The organism is Kineosporia babensis (genome assembly GCF_021129305.1).
Lineage (GTDB): Bacteria > Actinomycetota > Actinomycetes > Actinomycetales > Kineosporiaceae > Kineosporia > Kineosporia babensis.
Genome location: NZ_JAJOMB010000005.1, coordinates 60,641 through 76,134 on the forward strand (window position 1 = coordinate 60,641; position 15,494 = coordinate 76,134).

Here is a 15,494-nt window from a genome sequence, read left to right on the forward strand (position 1 = left end):
GCCCCGGACCGAGCGGCGGCGCCGCTACCTCTGGGGCTCATCGCGACGGCTCACCCGTCTGCGTGTCGTCGCTCTTTTCCGGGGTCGGCGGCGAGGTAGCGGCCTCGGGCTCACCCTTCACACTGCCGTTGTCCGGGTTCAGGAAGACCGGGTTCGGCGCCGGCACCATGCCCAGCTTGCGCGCCTCGGCGGTCAGCCGGCCGGGCGCGGCCTGCTGCTGCACCTGCTCGGTCAGCGCCTGCCGCTGCTCCGCCAGCTCGCGCTGCTGGTCTTTCAGTTCCCGCAGTTCGTAGGCGCCTTCACCGATGCTGATGGTGAGCAGCAGGAGCATCAGCAGGCCGGTCCCGAGCAGACCCACGCAGAACAGCGCCAACCCGGCAGCCGAGCGCCGCGGCGCGGGCACCACCCGCAGCCGGGGACGGACGGCACGGACCGGCGGCCGGGCGGGTTGACGAACCCGGGCCGCGGCTGCGGCCGCCCCCGAAAGATGGTCCGTCGCAACCCTTGCGGTCGCGGTGTTGGTGCTCATGCTGCGTCCCCTCCCCGTCGCCTGCGGTAGCCCGCCTTGTCACCTGCCGAAAACCTGCCCGATCCTGAGGACTTCGGGGCCGGGCGCAACCGCTCGGCCGCCCGCAGCCGGGCCGAGGCCGCCCGCGGGTTCTCGGCGTTCTCCGTCTCCGGCGGCACCTCGGCGCCCCGGGTCAGCAGCTGCATCCGCGGTGCGTGCTCGGCCAGTTCCACCGGCAGCCCCGGCGGGGTGGTGCTGCGGACCTGCTCGGCGAACGTCTGCTTGACGATCCGGTCCTCCAGCGAGTGGTAGGCCAGGACCGCGATCCGGCCGCCGACCGCAAGCGCGTCCACCGCCGCAGGAACCGCCCGCTCCAGAACCTCCAGCTCCTGGTTGACCTCGATCCGCAGTGCCTGGAAGGTGCGCTTGGCCGGGTTGCCCCCGGTCCGCCGGGTGGCGGCGGGCACGTTGTCCCGGATCAGATCGACCAGCCGGGCGCTGGTGGTGAAGGGCCGCTGCGAGCGTTCGCGGACGATCGCCGAGACGATGCGCTTGGCGAACCGTTCCTCGCCGTAGTCGCGCAGGACCCGGACCAGGTCCCCGGCGTCGTAGGTGTTCAGGACCTCGGCCGCGGACATCCCCGTGCTCTGGTCCATCCGCATGTCCAGCGGGGCGTCGACGGAGTAGGCGAACCCCCGGTCCGCCTCGTCCAGCTGCAGTGAGGAGACGCCCAGGTCCATCAGGACGCCGTCGGCCTGCTCGATCCCCAGGTCCTCGAGCACCTGGGGGATGTCGTCGTAGACCGCGTGAGCCAGCCGGACCCGCTCGCCGAAGGGCGCCAGCCGGCGGCCCGCCAGCTCCAGGGCCTGCGGGTCGCGGTCGATCCCAACCAGCGTGACCTGGGGGCAGGCGGTCAGCAGGGCCTCGCTGTGCCCGCCCATCCCGAGCGTGGCGTCCACCACGATCGAGCCGGGATCGGCCAGGGCCGGGGCCAGCAGCTCGACGCAACGATCGCGCATGACGGGGACGTGGCGCTCGTGCGCCTGGGCGGTGTCTTCGTGCTGCATCTTCGTGGTGTTCTCAGAGCTTTCGGGGCGCTCAGGGCGGGTCATCGCGACCTCCCCTCGGGGACGGGAAGGCACCCGGCCGTCCGTGGCCGGGTGCTGGTGGGCTTCGGGCAGGAAGCCACGCGGGAGTCAGAAGCTCGAGCTGATCGCCCTCCGCCCTCGCCGGCTGGGTACCGGTGACGCCGGCCGGACTCGACAGCCACCGGAGCCGGTCCGGGACCGACGTCCGGCGATCAGGTCTCCATCCGCTCCGACCGAACTGCGGCCTGACACCGGGGAAGGTGTGTCAGGACGCCTCGGGCGGCTGGAGACCTCATCGTCGGCGAGTCGGACCGGCCGGTTGTCCAGCACTGGAGTTCTGCTCGTCGTCCGCAGTGCCCTATCCGGCCCGGCGTGGGCCGGCCGGAAGGAGCTCGGCGGTTCTGCTGAGGTCAGGAGTGCACGCGGCACGTCGTCGGGACAGTCGGTGGTTCGGTGGGCCGGCCGGGGAAGCGGCCGGACGCTCGCTCGGGTTGGTGCTCCTGCGGGGTGACATGTGCATCAGAACAACCCGGGGACGACTTCCTCGGCCTGCTCGGCGAACGCCTGTTCCTGCTCGCTGAGGTACGACTCCCACGCCGCCAGGTCCCAGATCTCGATCCGCTCCCCCGCGCCGATCACGGCGCAGTCGCGGTTCAGACCGGCATAGGTCCGCAGCATGGCCGGGATGGTGACCCGGCCCTGCTTGTCGACCGCCTCGTCGGACGCTCCGGAGAGGAACACCCGTAGGTAGTCGCGGGCCTGTTTGCTGGTCACCGGAGCCTGACGCAACTGGCCGGCGATCCGGGAGAACTCGTCGACCGGGAAGACGTAGAGACAACGCTCCTGCCCTCTGGTCACGATCACCCCTGCCTCCAGTTGCTCGCGGAACTTGGCCGGAAGAATCAGCCGGCCCTTGTCGTCGAGGCGAGGTGTGTGGGTGCCGAGGAACATCGGCGGTCCCCTCTCCTCGCCCCTCCCTATTCAGAGCAGCTGGAGCGTGAGGCGTCATCCGTGAAACTCCTCTCCGCTCCAGTGGCCTCCACATTACTCCACTTCCCCCCACACGCAATGGCGGAACGGCGGATTCCACAGCCGCCACCTGCACGAACGTGCAGGTCACAGGCACAGGGGCGGAAGTGGGGAAGGTTTCCGACCGGGTGTCATCCACAGCCTTGACAAGAGCCACCCGATCGGTCATATGTCCCCTTCGCAGGCCCTTGCGCCCGTTCGGGCGGGCCGTCGTGGGGCGAAGTGGGGGTGCGGGAAGATGAAGGACGCCCGCGGTGGGGGAAGGTGGGTACCCGAACGCCCGCAGGTGGTGGGTTGTGGGGGCGAGAGCCCCCGGTGACCCGGCCACTGCGCAGGGTGAGCGTCGGCACCCGGGCGGGTAACCGTCCTCAAGTTCTGCTCTATAACTGACCACCGGCCCGGCCGCGGGCACCCCTCAGGGACGCTGCACGATGCCTCAGCGTTTGAGAGACTGATCGGCACCAAGCACTGCACCGATAAGCGCATCAGACTGCATGAGACTGCCGGGCCTACCCGGACGACAGGTACCCCCGGCCACGGACCGGGAGGCACGGAGGCTGCACACGTGACGACCATGGCCGGCCCGCGGGAACTGGAGTACCTCGCCGGGGTGACCGGAGCTATCAAGTCAGCGATCGAGTCGGTCATCGAGGGCAAACCTGATGTGGTCGACCTCGCTGTCACCGTGCTGCTGGCCGAGGGGCACCTGCTGGTGGAGGACGTGCCCGGGGTGGGCAAGACGATGCTGGCCAAGGCGATGGCCCGGGCGGTCGACTGCTCGGTCAAGCGCATCCAGTTCACTCCCGACCTGCTGCCCAGCGACGTCACCGGGGTCAGCATCTACCGGCAGGAACGGCACGACTTCGAGTTCAAGCCGGGCGCCGTGTTCGCGAACATCGTGGTCGGCGACGAGATCAACCGGGCCAGCCCGAAGACCCAGTCCGCCCTGCTCGAGTGCATGGAGGAGCATCAGGTCACGGTGGACGGCGTCACCCACCGGCTGGAGAGCCCGTTCATCGTGGTGGCCACCCAGAACCCGGTCGAGATGGAGGGCACCTTCCCGCTGCCCGAGGCGCAGCGCGACCGGTTCATGGCCCGGGTCTCGATGGGCTACCCCTCGGCCCACGCCGAGCTGGACATGCTCGGCCACCACGGCGAGCACGACCCGCTGGCCGTGGTCCGCCCGGCCTGCGACGCCAACACTGTGCGCTCGCTGATCGCGGTCAGCCGCGCGGTGTACGCCGCCGACGGGATCAAGGAGTACGTGGTCAACCTGGTCCGGGCCACCCGCTCGAACCCGGAGCTGCGCCTGGGTGCCTCCCCGCGCTCGGCGCTGCAGCTGCTGCGCGCCAGCAAGGCCCGGGCCGCGATGAGCGGTCGCGGCCACGTCATCCCGGACGACGTGCAGGCCCTGACCCCGCTGGTGCTGGCCCACCGGCTGATGCCCAGCGCCGAGGCCCAGCTCGCCCGGCGTACCCCCGCCGACGTCCTGAGCTCGATCCTGGGCCAGGTCCCGGTGCCCGCCCCGCGCGCCACCGCCAGCACCGCCTGGCCGGCATGAGGTCCATGGTCACCCGGGCCCGAGCGGCACTGTCCGGGCTGACCACCCGAGGCCGTTCCTTCCTCTCGGCGGGTGTGGCCTCGGGCATCTGCGCGGTCGTGCTCGGCCGCCAGGACCTGCTGCGGATCGCCGTGCTGCTCCTGGTGCTGCCGCTGGCCTGCGTGTACATGCTCACCCGGGCGCACTACCGGATCGGCCTGACCCGGACCACCACCCCGGCCCGGGTCTCGGTCGGGGCGCCGATGCGGGTGCGGCTGGAGCTGCAGAACCTGGCCTCGATCCGGACCCGGGTGCTGCTGGCCGAGGACCGGGTGCCGCCCGCGCTCGGGGCTCCCCCACGATTTGTGCTCGACCGGATGCCCGGCGGGCAACGCGCCGCCGTCACCTACTCGCTCACCGCCGCGATGCGCGGGCGCTACCCGATCGGCCCGTTGCGGCTGAGGGTCACCGATCCGTTCGGGATGTGCGAGCTCACCCGCTCGTTCACCGGCAACGACCACGTCACCGTGGTGCCCCGGCTGTACCCGCTGGTCCCGCTCACCGCCGGGGGTACCTGGGGCGGCGCCGGCGACTCGCTGGCCCGAGCCGCCGCGGTCAGCGGCGAGGACGACATCGCCACCCGGGAGTATCGCGAGGGTGACGACCTGCGCCGGGTGCACTGGCGCTCCACCGCCAAGCGCGGCGAGCTGATGGTGCGCCGCGAGGAACAGCCCCGGCAGATGCGCGCCACGGTGCTGCTGGACACCAGGGCTCGCTCACACCGCGGCGAGGGGCCGACCTCGTCGTTCGAGTGGGCGGTCAGCGCGGCCGCGTCGGTGGCGGTGCACTTCGCCGAGGAGAAGCACGGCATCCGCCTGCTGACCGACGGCTCCCCCGCGAACTGGTCCAACCCGCACTCCGGCGAGGCCTCCAGCGAGCTGCTGGAGCGGCTGGCCACCGTGCACACCGCCGACGACGAGGTGCTGGACGACGCGATCGGCGTGCTGCACCGGGCCGGCGGCGACGGGCTGATCATCGCGGTGCTGGGCGAGATCGACGAGACGGTGGCGCTGAAGCTGGGCGAGCTCGGGCTGGCCGGCCGGGCCGGGATCGCCGTCCTGCTGAACACCCCGCAGTGGTCGGCCGGATCGGCCCGCGGTTCGCAGGAGGACCGGCAACGCGCCCGCAACCTGCTGCGCGAGGGCGGCTGGGCCGTGGTCGAGGCCGGACCGCAGCAGACCATCGCCGATGTCTGGAGCGGGGCGGCCGGCACGACGGTGGACACCGGCGTCGAGATCACTGCACCGCGGATTCCCCCCGGCACAGCTTCGGCGTCTACTAATGGCCATGTGAACGGTTCTGGCGACGGCTTTGGGCGGCTGCTGGCATGACGAACGGATCCGACGAACGGATGGCGGTGACCGCCGCGGCGGCCAGCCTGGTCGCCGCGCTCACCCTGGCCCCGCTGGTCAAGGGGGGCACCTGGCTGTTCGCCGCGGCGATCATGGTGCTCACCGTGATGGTCTCCGGCATCGTCGGGCGGCAGCTGGCCCGGGGCTGGTGGCCGGCTGTGGTCGGGCTGCAGACCGTGCTGCTGTTCCTGGCCGTGGTGGTGCTGTTCGCCCGGGGTGAGCTGATCAACCCGCCCGGGGCCGTGCAGGCGCTGCAGGAGATGCTCCAGGCCGGGATGAACGTCACCCAGAGCCAGTCGCCCCCGGTGGACGCCGAGCGCGGCATCGTGCTGCTGGTCGCCGGCGGCGCCGGGCTGGTGGCCCTCGCGGTCGACATCCTGGCCACCACCTTCCGCCAGCCCGCGCTGGCCGGGCTGCCGCTGCTGGCCATGTACTGCGTGCCCGCCGCCCTGCTGGAGGACGGCCTCCCCTGGTACCTGTTCCTGGTCGCCGCCGCCGGATTCCTGCTCCTGCTGTCGGCCGACGCCGGGGACCGCGTGCGCGCCTGGGGCCGGGTCCTGGCCTCCGCCGGGCAACGCACCGCCGCCCGGCCGGGCGGCGACACCGCCCTGGCCCGAGGTGGGCGCCGGGTGGGCCTGGCCGCGGTGGCCGTCGCGGTGGCCATCCCCGCGGTGATCCCGGGCCTGGACAACCAGTTGCTGGGCGGGTCCGGAGACGGGGACGGCTCCGGCGGCACCGTGATCACCCGGATCAACCCGATCCTGGACATGCGCCGCGACCTGAACGACCCGGTGGACACCGATCTGCTGCAGTACACCACCACCGTCGCCAACCCGGAGCCGCTGCGGATCGTCACCGCCGACGAGTACGACGGGCGCACCTGGAAGCCCAGCGGCAAGAAGATCCCGCGGGCCAACAACATCAACGACGGCATGCCCTCGGCCCCCGGCCTGACCGCCGCGGTCACCACCGAGTCGGCCACCTCCGACATCCAGATCTACCGGCTGCGCGAGACCTACCTGCCGCTGCCCTACCCGACCGTCCAGGTGAGCGGTCTGGACGGCGAGTGGCTGTACGACCCGGACACGCTGAACGTGATCGGCAACAAGGTGGACACCACCCAGGCCGAGTACCGGGTGTCGTTCCTCAACGTCACCCCGAACTCCCGGCAGCTGGCCAACGCGGGCAGCCCGCCCCAGGAGATCGTCGAGAAGTACACCCAGCTGCCGGACGACATGCCGGAGTCGATCGAGGAGATCACCCGCGACGTGGCCGGCGGCGGCAGCCAGTACGAGCAGGCGGTCCGGCTGCAGGACTTCTTCCGGCGCGACGGTGGCTTCCGCTACGACACCCGGGCGCCGCAGAACGAGCAGGGCGACGGCAGCGCCTCGGCGATCATGGACTTCCTCGACCAGCGGGTCGGCTACTGCGTGCACTACGCCTCGACGATGGCCGTGATGGCCCGTCAGCTCGGCATCCCGGCCCGGGTCGCGGTGGGCTTCCTGCCGGGCAGCGTGCAGAGCGAGAACACCCGGATCATCTCCTCCCGCGACGCCCACGCCTGGCCCGAGCTGTACTTCCAGGGCGTCGGCTGGACGCGCTTCGAGCCCACCCCGCGCGATGGTCAGGCCGCGCCGGAGTGGACGGTCCCGGAGTCGGAGGAAGACGGCACCACCACCGAGGAAGACACCAGCACGACCACCGCGCCGGAGGACAGCCAGGAGGACGAAGGCGCCGCCGCCGAGACGCAGACCCCGGAGGAGGAAGCTGCGGCCACGGCCACCCAGTCGTCGGGCGGATTCAGCGTTCCCTGGCAGCCGGTAGTGGCGGTGCTGGTGCTTCTGCTCGTCCTGGCCACTCCCCGCACGGCCTCTGCGCTGGCGGCCCGGCGGCGCTGGAAGCAGGCCAAGACGCCGCCTGCGCTGGCGGCGGCCGCCTGGGACGATCTGCGGCTGGGGTTGAGCGATATCGGGGTGCGCTGGGCTGCTTCCTGGACGCCGCGAGCGGTGCGGCAGCGGTTGAACGACGATTACCAGCTCGCGCCGGAACAGGCCGAGGCGCTGGACCGGCTGGTGGCAGAGCTGGAAGACGCGCTCTACGCGCCGCCTTCGGATCTGGACGGCCGGTCGGCGGAGGAGCGGAAGCAGGATGTGGCGCTGATCGTTGGGGCCGTGGCGGTGCAGAAGTCCTCGCAGACGCGGTGGCGGGCGCGGTTGTGGCCGGCATCCGGGCTGAGCGCTCTGGCTGGGCTGGGAGCTTGGGTCACGTCGAAGTTCCAGCGGGGGTCTGGCTCCTCGGACGACGAGGATTCGGCTGCGCGGGCGAAGGTCGGCGCGAGTTCCTAGGAGTGCTTACAGACGTTTGTGGGCGTCGGGCGCTCGGTGCGCTGGTGGGGGTTGGAGACAGCCTCGATCGGTTTGCTTTCGATCACCGTGAGCTCAGGTGTCGCGCGCTGGCTGGTGAGTGGCTGCGTCCGGTTGTCCTCCTCAGCCACCATCGTCCGTGGAGCTGGTCTGGCCCTTGACCACAGACGTCCTAAAGCCGCATGTCCGGACCATCGGTCGCCGGCCGACAGCGGGCTGTGGGAGCGGGCCCTCCCGACCATGATCACGAGGAGTTCCGGGCGATCACGAAAGGTCGCTGTCCGGGCCGGTTCCGGGCTCGTCAGGTCCGCGACGGACGTCTTCTTGTTTGCCTCAGGATCACGCGCGCTTCGCCCACACCGGCTGCCGATCGGGCATGATCTGGCGTGGAAGGCCTCCCGCCTGCAGCTCGACCAGCCTGCGCCGGGCGGTTCGCTCGTGTCGGGCGGCCTGCTTGCGTACGACGACCCGCTTGCGTACAGCGGCAAACAGCACCAGGCGGTACCGCGTGATGCGGTACCGCCTACATGAACCTGCATTCAGCTTGCCGGCCCCGCCAGGCGGGGCCACCTGCTATCCAGCATCTTTCATGCCGTGCTGCGGCGCCGGGTCAGCGTTCGTCCCGGCGACGATCCCACCGCTGCTCCAGACGTTGCATGAAGCTCGCCTTGCTGCGGTTGTTGCGTTTCACCGGGGGACGGACCGTGCCGGCCGCATTGACCACGCCTACTGGACCTCTGCGCTTGCTGGACACGGCATAGGCCGTACCACCCAGCATGCAGACGAAGCCGAGCACCCCGATCGGGATGTTGTTGTTGGCCACGCCAAAGACGAGCACTACGAGCCCGAGCACGATACCCGTGCCCCCAATAGCAAGCCGCCGACCGGCCCCTGGCCGTCGGTTGGCGCCACGCATTGCCGAGGCAAACTTCGGATCCTCGGCATAGAGCGCGCGCTCCATCTGCTCAAGCAGACGCTGCTCGTTATCGGAGAGCGGCACTTCGACCTCCTGACGGTCACACCGGTCGTTCCACATGCGTTCCGGCGATGGTCACAGAATAGGTCGCACTCGCCTACCGCGAAAGCCGATCGGCTATCCCACCCGGATGGTCTCCCCATTCTCGTCCATACGAAGGTGGGGCTTGATACCGGAGGGGACCCCGAGCGGGGCCGGAACGGGGGGCGGGGTGCTGCTGCGTAGTGTCCTCCTCGGATGTGGGCTGCGCCACCAGGCTGGCGGGCCGGACCGCCCCGGCGCCGAAGCGGGCGCTGGCCCGGTCGATCGCTCGCTCGGCCTCCCGCCATCCGAGCGGGCGCTCGTCCAAGGTCAGCTGATGGTGCCCCGCAGAGGCCTCCACCAATCCCTCCAAACGCACCCCCACCAGCCGTAATCGAGCGCGGTCGAAACCCTGACGGGTGTACAGGCCGAGCGCCGTGGCGTGCACCACGCGCGCCAGATCGGTGTACTCGGACAGCGTGCGCGAACGGGTGATCGTGGTGAAGTCGGCGAACCGGATCTTGATCACCACGGTCCGGCCGATCAGCCCGGCGGCCCGGGCCCGGGCCGCGACCCGTTCGCTGAGCCGCAGCAGCTCGCGCCCGATCACCTCTGGGTCGTCGACGTCTGTGCCGAAAGTCTCTTCGTTGCCGATGCTCTTTTCGGGTTGCCAGGGCACCACGGGACGAGGATCACGTCCCCAGGAGAGGTCGTGGAGCTGGCGGCCCACCGAGTCACCGAGCGCCCGGCGCAGGGTGGCGGCCGGGGTGTGGGCGATGTCGGCCACGGTGAGCAGCCCGAGCCGGCCGAGCGCCTGCTCGGTCTTCTCCCCCACGCCCCACAGCGCGCCGGCCGGCAGACCGTGCAGGAACGTGACCGTCTCGTCCCGCGGGATCACCAGGATCCCGTCCGGCTTGGCCTGGGCCGAGGCGAGCTTGGCCACGAACTTGGTGGTGGCGATCCCGACCGAGCAGGTGATCCGCTGCTCGTCGGCGATCCGGTCGCGGATCAGGGCGGCGATCCGGGAAGGACTGCCCATCCGGCGTACCGCCCCGGAGACGTCGATGAAGGCCTCGTCCAGGCTGAGCGGCTCGACGAGCGGGGTGACGGAGCGGAATACCTCCATCACGCCGTGCGAGACCTCGGCATAGCGGTCGTGGTCGGGCTCGATCACGACGGCCTCGGGGCAGAGGCGTCGGGCCCGGCTCATCGGCATGGCGGCGTGGATGCCGCTGCGCCGGGCTTCGTAGGAGGCGGAGAGAACGACCGCGCGGCCGCCACCGCCGACGATGACCGGGCGACCACGAAGCGCCGGACGGTCGATCAGCTCCACCGAGGCGTAGAAGGCGTCCATGTCGGCGTGCAGGATCCGGCAGCCGGAATCGTCGCCGGAGAGTGCGGCGCCGGAGCGGTGGTAGGGGTGGCGGCTCAACGGCCGGAGCTTCCGGGGCTGGAGTGCCAGAGCTTGCGGGGTGGCTCACGACGGCGGCGGGCTGCTTCTTGGCGGTGTTGTTTTTGGAGGGACTCCTGGTTGGGCTGATCGGGATGGTCGCCGGGGCCGGGTTGGCTTCCATGACCAGACTGGTCTTCACGGCTGGGCTGGCTCTCATTGCCAAGCTGAGTCTCGTGGCCGGACTGGGTCCCGCGGCCGGGCGGGCTCTCACGGCGGCGTTCATGTTCGGCGGCCAGCATCTGCCGGGTTTGCTTGGTGTCGCCGCCGGGCGGGCGGAGGTCGGCGTACGGGGACTGGCGGAAGCCGCTGGGGTGCACCAGCACTCTCCGGCTCCTGATCTCTTCGGTTCCGCCGTTACCGGCAGCGGCGGGGCTCGGCGCATCGCTGGTCTGCCTCTTGCCCGCCGATCGGTTCGGGGCGCCGGGTATCCGTACACCGGTGCCTTCGCGGTCACCGCTGGGCAGACCGGTCTGGGCCTCCCAGTCTCTGGGCTCGGCGCCGGGCAGTGCACCGTCGTCGCGGCTGATACCCAGGACCCGGCCAGGTGTCGGTCCACCTGCGTCGGCCGGGACCATGCCCGCGTGGAAGGCGGTGGCGGGCAGTCTGCTGGGCAGCGGCCGCCGGGCCTGACGTTCGGTGGGCTCGTCGGCGTGCAGGATCTCCAGCACGCCGTCCAGCCCGGACTCCATCCAGACTTCCCAGAGCACCGGCAGTTCCCAGGCTCCGGTTGCCCGTAGCGACACCCCACGTCTTCCGGTCTTGCGCAGCACTCCCCGAACCACGAGGAGCCAGGAGTGGAATACCGTGCTCGCGTACGGCCCCTGAACATCCTCGAAGAAGGTGGCGTCCACCGGACCGGTCGAGTCGTCGAGGGTGAGGAAGACGACCCGGCGCCCGGTTCGGATCGGCGGGGTCTGGGTGGCCACCTTGACCCCTGCGATGAGGATCTCGGCGCGGCTGCGGCGGGTGCGTACGTCACGGGCCCGGGTTACGGCGAGCGCCTCGAGCATCGGCTCGTAGAACTCGAGCACGTGACGACTGGCGTCCAGCCCGAGTACTTCGAGTTCGGCTCGGGTGCGTTCGGCGTTGGTCATTTCTGGCAGTCCGCTGGGGATGATCTGGTCCGGGGAGTCTCCGAGGTCGAGGGAGAGCTGGACGGACTGCTCATCGGCCGGGAGCACCGGAGCGGCCGAGCGGGACTGCAGGGCGGCGGCGTATCGGACTCCACTGCTGTCCCGGTTGCTGCTGTCCCGGTTGCTGCCGGTGCTGCCTCTGTTACGGCTGCTCTCGGTGTCCTGAGCGTCCCGGGCGTCCCGGGCGTCCCGGTCATGGTTGCCCCGGCTGCTTGGGGCCCGGCTGCTTCGTTCCCGGTCGTCTTGGGTCAACTCGTCCCGGTCCCGGCCGCCTCGCGCCACGTTGTCTCGGCCCCAGCCACTCTGGTCGCGGCCTTGACCTCCTCCGCTCTGCTCCCAGTTGCCCAGTTCCCAGTTGCCCAGTTCCCGGTTGCCTTGCCCCCAGTCACTTCGACCTCGGTCTTCCTGGCCCCGGCCATCTCGATCCCGGCCGCCCCGATCCCGGCCGTCCTGATCTTGGTCTTCTTGGTTCTCGCCAACTGAAACCCAGCCGCTCTGGTCACGGCGGTCCTGGACTTCGATCTCTGGACCCCGGCGTCCCGGGCCTCCAACGGCACCCAGGCTTCTGCTCATCGGATCTCTGTGGTTCAGACGTGTGCTGTTCAGGCCCGTGCGGTTCAGAGCCACCCCGTTCAGAGATGCGTCGTTCAGCCCTGCGCGGTTATGGATCCCGCCGAGGAGTTCCTTGCGAAGGGTGCGCTTCTTCCTGGGGATGCTGTTGTCCAGGGCTTTGCTCCAACGTTCCAGGTCGGCAAGCTGGAGCAGGAGGTCACGACGGGTGGTGTGGCCGCGGGGTTGCACAGCGAGCGCGTCGCCCAGTGCGTAGATGGAGTCGAAGGCGCCGGTGACGATGAGGCGCTCCGCGATCGGGCGGGAAATCCTTGTCCGGTGCCAGAAATCGGCCAGGGAACGGTAGGGGCGGTTGGCGACGATGCGCTCTACTTCGGCCTCGCTGATTCCCTTCACCTCGGCCAGGGCGATCCTGATGCCGTAAGGGCTGCCGTCCGGAAGGTTTCGGGGTGACGAAAGCGACGCCTCAAGCTCCGTCTCGGAGGGCAAGAATGCGACCCGCGACTCCTCCTGGGCCACGGGCCGTCCCTCCTGCCCCCAGACGATCGATTCTTCCTGCTGGCCGACAGATTCGGCCTGCAAGGCCGAATCAGTTCCGCTCACATCCTTCTCACCTGGGCCCGTCTCGTCTTGCCGGGACCCGCCACCCGACTTCACCGGTGCGCTTTCCGGAGCACACTCGTCCACTATTTTCTCTACTCGATATGTGCTGTCGGAATGATTCACGTCGAGCGGCAGCACGCTGATGCCGAAATTGCGTGCATCGTCAAGGATCAGGCGCTTGGGGTACATACCCGGATCGTGAGTGAGGACACCGGCCAGAAATGCCGCCGGATGGTGCGCCTTGAGCCAGGCCGACTGGTAAGTGGGCAGGGCGAAGGCGGCGGCGTGGGCCTTACAGAATCCGAAGGAGGCGAAAGCCTTGAGAACATCCCAGATTCGCTCGATTGCCTCTTGGTCGAAGACCGGTTTGCCGTCGGAATACCGTAATCGGGCCGCGTGGTGCCGGAACCATTTCTCGTTCTTCTCGGCCTCGGCGGGCACGCCCATGGCGCGCCGGAATCCGTCTGCGGTAGCCAGATCACAGCCGGTGCTGACGCTGACGATCTGCATGACCTGCTCGTGGAAAACGACTACGCCCCAGGTGTCCTCGAGTACAGGTTTGAGGATCGGATGGAGGTATTCGGGTTCGTCCCAGCCCTGGCGGGCGCGCAGGAAAGGGGTGATCATGTCGGACTTCACCGGGCCGGGGCGAAACAGCGAGATGTCGATGATCAGGTCGTGAAAAGATTCCGGGGCGAATTTGCCCACCAGTTCCCGCTGGCCGGGCGATTCGATCTGGAAGCAGCCGAGCGTGCGGGTGCTCTGGATCAGGGCGAAGGTGGCCGGGTCGTCGTGCGGCACCGCGTCAAGAATGATCGTGCCGTTCGGGTCGAAGTAGTCCGCGCCCCGGTCGTGCCGGCCGGCCGTGATCGTGTCGGCGCCGTCGACCCGGGCGATCTCGGTGATCGCGTAGGACATCGCCGACTGCATCCGGATCCCGAGGATGTCGAGCTTGAGCAGGCCGAGGAACTCGACGTCGTCCTTGTCGAACTGGCTCATCGGGAAGCCCATCCAGCTCGCCTCGACCGGGGTGCGATCGAGCAGGCCGTTGTCGGAGATCAGCACCCCGCACGGGTGCAGGGCGATGTGCCGGGGCAGCCCGTCCAGCCGTTCCACCAGGTCGAAGAACAGGCCGAGCCGGGGGTGACCGAGGCCGGAAGCACGTAGCTCGGGCAGTTCCGAGATGGCCGAGCGCACATCCCGGGCCCGGATGTGGGGGAAGGACTTGGCGATGGTGTCGATCTCACCCGGTGGCATGCCCAGGACGGCACCGACATCCCGGATAGCGTGACGGGCCCGGTAGGTGTCCATCATCGAGACGCAGCTGACCCGGTCGCCGCCGAAGACCTCGAGCAGTCTCTCGTACACCTCGGTGCGCCGGTCGGACTCGACGTCCAGGTCGACGTCGGGCAGCTGGGAGCGCAGCCGGGTGATGAAGCGCTCCATCAGGAGGTCGTGCCGGAGCGGATCGACGCCGGAGATACCCAGCAGGTAGTTGATCAGGCTGCCGGCCCCGGAGCCGCGGGCCGCCACGCGCACCCCCATGCCCCGGATCAGATCGCAGACGTTCGCGATGGTGAGGAAGTAGGTGGGGATGCCGAAGAACTGGACGAGGTCGAGCTCTTCGTGAAGCCGTTCCTCGATCTTGAGAGCCTCGTCGCGACCCGGGCGGGGGTACCTGGCGGGGATCTGTTCGCGGCAGCGTCGTTCCAGCTCGGCGTCGGGGTCCTTACCCACCAGGTCGAGCACTTCGGGTTCCGGCAGGTGAGCGCTGTTGAGGTCGAGCTCCTGAAAGGGTTGCGGCAGCAGACAGCGCTCGGCCAGGGCCTCGGTCATGGCCAGCAGTTGCCCGGCCAGAGCGGGATCGCCTGCTGCCTCGGCGATCTCGTGTGCCCGGCAGGCCATCTCGGCCTCACCGGTGAGATAGCCCTCGCTGGTGGTGCGGTCGAGGTGGCGCGAGCCGATGGCGACCAGCCGACGGGCGGCGTCGAGGACGTCGACCGTCACGGCGCCGTCACGGGTGGCGTGCCGGACCGCATTGCTGAGGACGGTGGGCACGCCGATCTGCCGGGCCAGGTTCAGCATCCGGGCCGCGTGCCCGAGGCTGGCCGGAGCTCCTTGTGGTCCGCGGTGACAGACGATCTCGACAGCCAGGCCGGCGGGCGGCAGCACGGCCTGCCAGCGTTCCAGTACGGCGCGAGCCAGATCAGCTCGGCCGGCCAGCACCGCCCGGCCGTATTCCGAGTCCGGCCCGAGCAGGACGATGAGGGCCGGCTCTCCGAGCGATCGCGGGGTTTCCTCCCCGAAGCTCTCCCTGATCATGGCGTGCTCGGCGATGAGGTCGATGGTGGCGACCGGGCGGCCGCGCTCCCCTCGCAGGTGGGTGGCCGTGACCAGACGGCACAGGTGTCCCCAGCCCTGGCCCGGCTGCAGTCCGGTGCCAGGGCCGGAGGCCAGCGCCAGCGCGGTGACCCGGGGAAGACGAGGGTCCACGCTGGCGCCGCCCCGCACCGGGGCCCGGCGAGCGGGTTCCGGTACACCTGATCCGGGGGGCCGGCGCCGGCCCCCCGGCAGTATCGGCTCGACGGCCAGGTCCACGCCGAGTGCCGGTGAGATGCCGGCGCCGTTGCAGGCCTTGACGAACTTGATCGCGCCGTACAGGCCGTCGCGATCGGTGAGGGCAAGTGACGTCAGGCCTTCGGCGCAGGCCTGTTCGACCAGCTGAAGCGGGCTCGATGCGCCGTACCGGAGCGAGTACCCGGAGGCGACGTGCAGGTGGGTGAAGCGGTGTGACATCT

General features: G+C 70.0%; 9 protein-coding genes. 3 read left to right on the forward strand and 6 right to left on the reverse strand.

Going from position 1 to position 15,494, the window contains the following annotated elements:
- Positions 1–37: 37 nt before the first annotated feature.
- The 3 genes from LR394_RS11290 to mraZ form a co-directional block, all read right to left on the reverse strand.
- Positions 38–529 (reverse strand): hypothetical protein, encoded by a 492-nt coding sequence (locus LR394_RS11290; protein WP_231440720.1) that lies wholly within the window; start codon positions 527–529, stop codon positions 38–40.
- Positions 526–1,575 (reverse strand): 16S rRNA (cytosine(1402)-N(4))-methyltransferase RsmH, encoded by a 1,050-nt coding sequence (gene rsmH, locus LR394_RS11295; RefSeq protein WP_407937030.1) that lies wholly within the window; start codon positions 1,573–1,575, stop codon positions 526–528. Before rsmH ends, LR394_RS11290 begins: the two co-directional genes overlap by 4 nt.
- 540 nt (positions 1,576–2,115) lie before the next feature.
- Complete coding sequence (gene mraZ, locus LR394_RS11300; protein WP_231440725.1) at positions 2,116–2,547, reverse strand: division/cell wall cluster transcriptional repressor MraZ; 432 nt, start codon at positions 2,545–2,547, stop codon at positions 2,116–2,118.
- A gap of 652 nt (positions 2,548–3,199) precedes the next feature.
- On the opposite strand from mraZ, the gene LR394_RS11305 reads away from it, so the two are divergent.
- Genes LR394_RS11305 through LR394_RS11315 form a run of 3 tightly spaced genes read left to right on the forward strand, consistent with a single transcriptional unit; the run spans position 3,200 to position 7,922 of the window.
- Positions 3,200–4,186 carry an AAA family ATPase gene (locus LR394_RS11305; protein ID WP_231441359.1) on the forward strand — a complete coding sequence of 329 codons (987 nt, stop codon included), beginning with the start codon at positions 3,200–3,202 and terminating at the stop codon, positions 4,184–4,186.
- Positions 4,183–5,556 (forward strand): DUF58 domain-containing protein, encoded by a 1,374-nt coding sequence (locus tag LR394_RS11310; protein ID WP_231440727.1) that lies wholly within the window; start codon positions 4,183–4,185, stop codon positions 5,554–5,556. Before LR394_RS11305 ends, LR394_RS11310 begins: the two co-directional genes overlap by 4 nt.
- Complete coding sequence (locus LR394_RS11315; protein WP_231440729.1) at positions 5,553–7,922, forward strand: transglutaminase family protein; 2,370 nt, start codon at positions 5,553–5,555, stop codon at positions 7,920–7,922. The genes LR394_RS11310 and LR394_RS11315 overlap by 4 nt, the downstream gene beginning before the upstream one ends.
- A gap of 628 nt (positions 7,923–8,550) precedes the next feature.
- Here LR394_RS11315 and LR394_RS11320 read toward each other — a convergent pair.
- From LR394_RS11320 to LR394_RS11330, 3 genes are all read right to left on the reverse strand, one after another.
- Entirely contained in the window at positions 8,551–8,940 is a 390-nt protein-coding gene (locus LR394_RS11320; RefSeq protein WP_231440731.1) for a DUF3040 domain-containing protein, read from the reverse strand.
- A 73-nt stretch (positions 8,941–9,013) separates the two neighbouring features.
- Positions 9,014–10,369, reverse strand: a complete 1,356-nt coding sequence (dinB, locus tag LR394_RS11325; RefSeq protein WP_231440740.1) for a DNA polymerase IV — start codon at positions 10,367–10,369, stop codon at positions 9,014–9,016.
- Complete coding sequence (locus LR394_RS11330; protein WP_231440743.1) at positions 10,366–15,492, reverse strand: DNA polymerase III subunit alpha; 5,127 nt, start codon at positions 15,490–15,492, stop codon at positions 10,366–10,368. Before LR394_RS11330 ends, dinB begins: the two co-directional genes overlap by 4 nt.
- Positions 15,493–15,494: the final 2 nt, after the last annotated feature.

Excerpts from the sequence above, each read along its gene's own strand:
- LR394_RS11290 (WP_231440720.1), bottom strand. The coding sequence starts at position 529 with ATGAGCACCAACACCGCGACCGCAAGGGTTGCGACGGACCATCTTTCG.
- rsmH (WP_407937030.1), bottom strand. The coding sequence starts at position 1,575 with ATGCAGCACGAAGACACCGCCCAGGCGCACGAGCGCCACGTCCCCGTC.
- mraZ (WP_231440725.1), bottom strand. The coding sequence starts at position 2,547 with ATGTTCCTCGGCACCCACACACCTCGCCTCGACGACAAGGGCCGGCTG.
- LR394_RS11305 (WP_231441359.1), top strand. The coding sequence starts at position 3,200 with ATGGCCGGCCCGCGGGAACTGGAGTACCTCGCCGGGGTGACCGGAGCT.
- LR394_RS11310 (WP_231440727.1), top strand. The coding sequence starts at position 4,183 with ATGAGGTCCATGGTCACCCGGGCCCGAGCGGCACTGTCCGGGCTGACC.
- LR394_RS11315 (WP_231440729.1), top strand. The coding sequence starts at position 5,553 with ATGACGAACGGATCCGACGAACGGATGGCGGTGACCGCCGCGGCGGCC.
- LR394_RS11330 (WP_231440743.1), bottom strand. The coding sequence starts at position 15,492 with ATGTCACACCGCTTCACCCACCTGCACGTCGCCTCCGGGTACTCGCTC.